The sequence below is a fragment of the Mesorhizobium sp. M0306 genome (assembly GCF_040321655.1).
Classification (GTDB): Bacteria; Pseudomonadota; Alphaproteobacteria; order Rhizobiales; family Rhizobiaceae; genus Mesorhizobium.
The window spans coordinates 1-5334 of the sequence record NZ_JAMYRY010000074.1; the positions used below are offsets into that span (position 1 = coordinate 1).

Here is a 5334-nt window from a genome sequence, read left to right on the forward strand (position 1 = left end):
TGATTCGGATCGGCCTTAGCAACCAAATCCTACGTCATTTCAACGGGTTGAACCACATCCGCCAACCCACCGTGAATTTTTCAGGTTAGCTGATAACGTCTGGCTTGAAGTTCCAGGGCATGGACATTTCGATTTCGGCTACGGGCCAGCGCTGAGCGATGCGGGTCAAGGTCTGCGAGACCAGGCGATCGGATCGACGTTGTTCAAAATGTTTGCAGCTGATGGCGCGCTCGACGATGTTGGAGTCGACTTCGATGCGACCGTCCGTCAGAAAGCGTTCCAGCGCCTTGCGGCGGGTGAGCGCGTAGCGGATCGCCTCGGCAGTTTTGGATTTTCCCGAGATCTTGCCAGTTCCTTTTCCCACAGCTCGAAGAGACTGGCGACGATGGCCGCGGATTTTTCTTGACGCCGCGTCGCCCGGCTCGCTGCATTCTTGCCGCGAACCTCATCCCCAAGCTTCCACAACTTGATCATGGCGAGGATTGAATCCGTCGCGGGCTTCGAGACCCCGCTTATGTGCAGTTCGTGAAACTTGCGCCGCAGATGAGCCGAAAACACTGCAAGTTTGATCGTTTCGTCGCTTCCGGATTTGGGATGCGTCTTGAGCAGATTGGTGTAGGCCGAGTAGCCATCCACCTACACGCGCGATTATGCGCACCCAATGATTATGCGCAGCTCACCGGGACATTTATCCACTTTTTTCGACAGATCAGTGAGATGGTGGCCGGCATTCAAACTAGGCGCTGCGCATAATCCTTCCGAGTCCAATCAACTCGGAAGGAGATCAACATGCAAAAAGCGATCATCCTTCAGCCACAGCCCCGCGCTTGGCTGGAGGGCAGTATTCTTCGGTCCTACCTTTCGCAGTACGGTGAGCACTTGCAGCGAAGGCGATCTGCGCCGAACACGCAAAGGGCCTATTTGTGCTGCATCGCGTATTTCGCCTATTGGCTGATTCAGGAGGGGTATGACCTGGAAGCGATCGGCCAGGGCGCCATTATGCCCTTTCTCTCGGAGCACCTGCCGGCGTGCGCCTGCTCCGACCCGGCCCGTCGTTTGCGCCATGAGCTGCAGGCGGCACTGGGCCATCTTTTGGAGGTACTCGAAGCCGGCGGCGTGGTGCTGCAATATCCTGCCCGCAATCCGCCATCGAACAGGAAGCTGACGCGCTTCGATACCCACATGCGCGACGTCCGGGGATTGGCGGACAACACCCGTCGGAAGCGTTGCCGAGTGGTTGGAGGATTTCGAGCAGCCGATCTCCCTGGCGACAGTCAACGCCGCATCCATCCGCCGCTTGGTCCTTCGCAAACAGGGGCGAAGACCCACCACCGCCGCCGCGATCGGCGTCATCATTGGCTGCTATCTCCGCTTCCGCAGCATGTCCGGCGACCGGGTGAGCGAACTGAAGCCCGCGATTCCCCGGGTCGCCCACTGGCGTTGGCATCATTGCCTGAGATGCTGACCGGCGCCGAGATCGACGAACTGCTGAGTTCCTTTGATCAGGCGTTCCCGTCGCGCCTGCGGGCTTATGCGATGGTGCGGTGTTGGCCACGGGCGGATGCGTCAACTACCAGATGCCATAGTATCCGTTCTGGCCGGAGAAAATATAGAATACGTGTATGGCGAATGAAAAGCTGATGTCGATTTCCGCTCAGATCAACACATCGCACGCAGGGAAAGGCCAAAGCCAATGGCAAAAAGAGCACTCATCCTGGTGGAAGGTCATACGACTAGTGGTCCGCTATACATTCAAGCGGCACAGCGTCTTGGTCTTCATTCAATAACGCTGTCGGCTGATCCAGCCCATTACGACTATCTTGCGGCGGAAGGCACTGAGGCAATCCGAGTGGATATCGAAAATTTCGATGCGCTGATCCAGGAATGTTCCCAGTTGCGTGCGACTTATGATATTGCGGGCATTACTGGCTTTTCGGTCGCGGACGAGTCTGCCTGTGTGGTGGCTGCGAAGCTCTGCCGGCATTTCGATCTACCGGGACCAAACCCCACATCTATTGAAAGATGCTTCGACAAATTCACTCAACGTCAGCTCCTCGCGGAGGCCGGCATTCCAATACCTGCGTATCGCTTAACAGCGAATGCGTCAGACGTAGAACGCTCTGCTGCGGAGATCGGGCTCCCGGTGATTCTAAAGCCAGCCGAAGGCAGCGGCAGCAGCGGCGTCCGCTTGTGCCGGGATGAGGATGAGTTAGCCAAACATACAAACTATCTGTTGGGGGGGGCGCACAAATGGCGGTCTTCGCCTAGGATACTGGTCGAAGAATTCGCACAAGGCCCATTCTATGAAGCTACTACAATGGGAAACGTGGTCATTACGATTGGTTCTGCCGACTTCGGATGTCCACCGCATTTCGTCCCTTGCAAGAGCATTTTTCCTGCCCCGATAACTGATGAGGAGCATGAGCGTATTGCCAATGTTTCGCTGAGCTGCTTGCGGGCTCTCGGCCTTGACTGGGGGCCAGCGAACATTGAATTCCGATGGACGAACCGGGGTCCAGTCGTAATGGAAGTCAATGCGCGTCTTCCGGGTTGGACAACCCCTCAACTGGTTCAGCTGGCTTACGGTGTCGATATCATTTACGAGCACATCAAGGTTATCATCGGTGACGAATGCGATCTGCGCGCAAGCCATTCGCACACCTCTGCCGCGCGGTTCTTAGTTCCTGATAGCGACGGCATCCTCGATCGGATCGAGGGCACTAGTCGGGCGGCGGCTGTACCGGGTGTTGTCGACGTTAGATTTTATGTTGAACCCAAGGCCTCGATCGTCCGCAAGGGTGATTACCGAGACATGATCGGACATGTCATCGCTGCTTCGCCCGACCGTACTCGCACCGCGGCCATACTTCAGCGTGCCATCGACCTAATCGACTGGTCGATCACACCGCTTCCGCACTCTTCCGAATAGGAACAGTTTGTGACTGCTTGCCTGGCGGGACCAGCGCAGGTGATGCCATGAACAGCAACGTGTTTTTGGCGGTTCGGTCGAAGACCTCGAACTCGAGAACGTGCCGCCGTCAATGGCACTGAGCTACAATCAACTTCAGGAGGGAAATCATGAGCGAACTCCTTGGCTTTTACGTTGATCACCAGATGACCTCCCCTTTCGCGATGGCGCAGCATTCGGCGAAGATCAAACCAATTGCCAACGATCTTGCGAGAAGCGGAGTTCTCCTGGTCACAACTTGCTTGCGAGTTGAGGCCTATGGTCAGGAGCCCGCACTAAGAAATATCGATAGAACGATATTTTCTGACTTTTTATCAGTACGAATTGAGGGGGCGGCTGCTATCACTCAGCGTCTAGCCGAGATTGCATCGGGCGTTCATTCCCAGATCCTCGGCGAGAATTACATCAGCGACCAGCTTGCGAACGCTATCGCACGTCTTGATCCAAACCTTCCGATTTTCCAGATCGTGCGGCTGGCAATCGATATAGGTCGTGGATCGCGCGAGCGACAACGGTTCATAGCATCGTTCAACTACGATCAGATCGTCCGAGACATCATAGCTGATCGATTTCCGAATGGAGAGCTACCCGACCGCCTTTACATGATCGGGGCGGGTATGCTGGGTCGCGAGCTGATCAGGAGTGGTGTGGGAGAGCGATTTCGTTCCACGGTAATCGTAACGCGGAACCCAAAGAACCTTCGCAAACGTCTCCGCGCCTGGACTGACATAGACGTCGCGCTCATGCGCCCGGCAGAGATTGGTCACGCACGCGAACCACGGTCGATCGTTGTGATCGCAACTGCCGATGTCAATGATGAATACCAAGCCATTCTTCAGAACGCACTTCAGCAATTGGAGCCGCGAACCATTGTAGATCTGTCATCAATCCCGGTGCTGTCGAAGACCGCAGTCGGCAAACTCAACTATGTGACCATGTACGACGAAGAGTTTCTCCGGTTCATCGATAAAAACAATACGAAGCTGGCTCCGAAAAGGCCGCTCTTGTGTTCCGATATCGAGGCAACGCTCCGAGCAGCGCAAATCTATCTTTCCGCAAAAGCACCTTAACGCACACAGCGGCAACACGCGCGCTGGGCGAGCGAAAGCAAAGTTCCCCATGAAGGCTGCAACCGGTCGCCAAGCCCAAGGAACGAGAGCGACGCGTCTCGACATAGATTGTGCCGGCGGTGACCAGGGCACCATTGGCTGCGATTTGCGGCACGAGATTGGGCAGGATGTGCCGCACCATGATGCTGAAATTGCTGCTGCCCGCAACGCGCGCACGATCAATGAATGTTCGCTCCTTAAGCGATAGTCTCTGGCTGCGAGCGACACGGGTGCGTGTTTCAGTAAGTCCCGGACACCTTTTCCGGTAAGTCCCGGACACCGTTTTCACTAACTCCCGGACAGTGATTCCGCTAAGTCCCGGACCAGTTTTCCGGGGTGGATTTGACGGTCGGTTCTCGGCTGCGCCGTTCTGGCATTTTGGCTCTCTCATCATCGAACCGAGAGAGCCCATGCCAAGACGGAAGCAAGCGAGACGAACGAGCGTGAGGGATATCCGGACGATCCTACGCCTGACCCATGAACAGGGTCTTTCGGTGCGCGAGGTGGCAGAGCGACTGAAGATCGGCAAGACCTCGGTTTCGACCTATTTACTGCGGGCGCGGGAGGCGGGGCTGTCGTGCTGGCCCTGCCTGCGGGCTTTGACGACGAGGCAGCGCTGGAACAGCGTCTGTTTCACCAAATGGGCTGTCCGCCGCAGGATCTGAGCGAGCCGGATTGGACGCGGGTCGCCCGGGAGCTGAAGCGCGAAGGGGTGACGTGACGCTTCTGTGGCAGGAATATCGCGTCACCAATCCCGACGGCTACGGCTTCACCTGGTTCTGCGACCGGTTCGCCGCCTTCCGGCAGCGGACGAGCGCCGTGTTCCGCAACCGGCATGCGGCTGGCGAGGTGATGCAGACCGACTAGCCGGGCAAACGGTGCCGGTGATCGATCCGGCGACCGGCGTCATTCACGCCGCCCAGATCTTCGTCGCGGTGCTGGGCGCCTCCAACCTGACCTTCGCCTTTGCCAGCTTCAGCCAGAGGCTGCCGGACTGGACCGACGGCCAGGTGCGGGCGCTCAGCTTGTTCGGCGGGATCACCAAGGCGATCGTCTGCGACAATTTGAAGGCCGAGGTCGCCAAGGGCTGTGGTTCGAGCCGACGCTGAACGCGACCTTTGCCGGAGCACTCCGACACCACCATCCTGCCGACCCGCAGCCGCAAACCGCGCGACAAGGCAATTGTTTCATAGTGAGTCCTGTTCGGTTGATGGCACGGTAATTGAGGCACGGCGGGCGGGAACGGCGTTTCGGCCC

Annotated in this window: 3 protein-coding genes and 2 pseudogenes; 4 read left to right on the forward strand and 1 reads right to left on the reverse strand. The window is 57.4% G+C overall.

Annotated elements, in window-relative coordinates; all coding sequences use genetic code 11:
- Positions 1-85: 85 nt before the first annotated feature.
- Positions 86-636, reverse strand: a pseudogene (locus tag NKI95_RS33925) (IS66 family transposase).
- A 153-nt stretch (positions 637-789) separates the two neighbouring features.
- Between NKI95_RS33925 and NKI95_RS33930 the strand changes: the two are divergent.
- The 4 genes and pseudogenes from NKI95_RS33930 to NKI95_RS33945 form a co-directional block, all read left to right on the forward strand.
- Positions 790-1641, forward strand: coding sequence for a site-specific integrase (locus NKI95_RS33930; RefSeq protein ID WP_352722198.1), 852 nt, complete (start codon positions 790-792; stop codon positions 1639-1641).
- 52 nt (positions 1642-1693) lie between these two features.
- Positions 1694-2929 (forward strand): ATP-grasp domain-containing protein, encoded by a 1236-nt coding sequence (locus NKI95_RS33935; protein WP_352722200.1) that lies wholly within the window; start codon positions 1694-1696, stop codon positions 2927-2929.
- 149 nt (positions 2930-3078) lie between these two features.
- Positions 3079-4038 (forward strand): Rossmann-fold NAD(P)-binding domain-containing protein, encoded by a 960-nt coding sequence (locus NKI95_RS33940; RefSeq protein ID WP_352722202.1) that lies wholly within the window; start codon positions 3079-3081, stop codon positions 4036-4038.
- 449 nt (positions 4039-4487) lie between these two features.
- Positions 4488-5264 (forward strand): annotated as a pseudogene (locus tag NKI95_RS33945) (transposase); the annotation flags it as partial.
- Positions 5265-5334 lie beyond the last annotated feature (70 nt).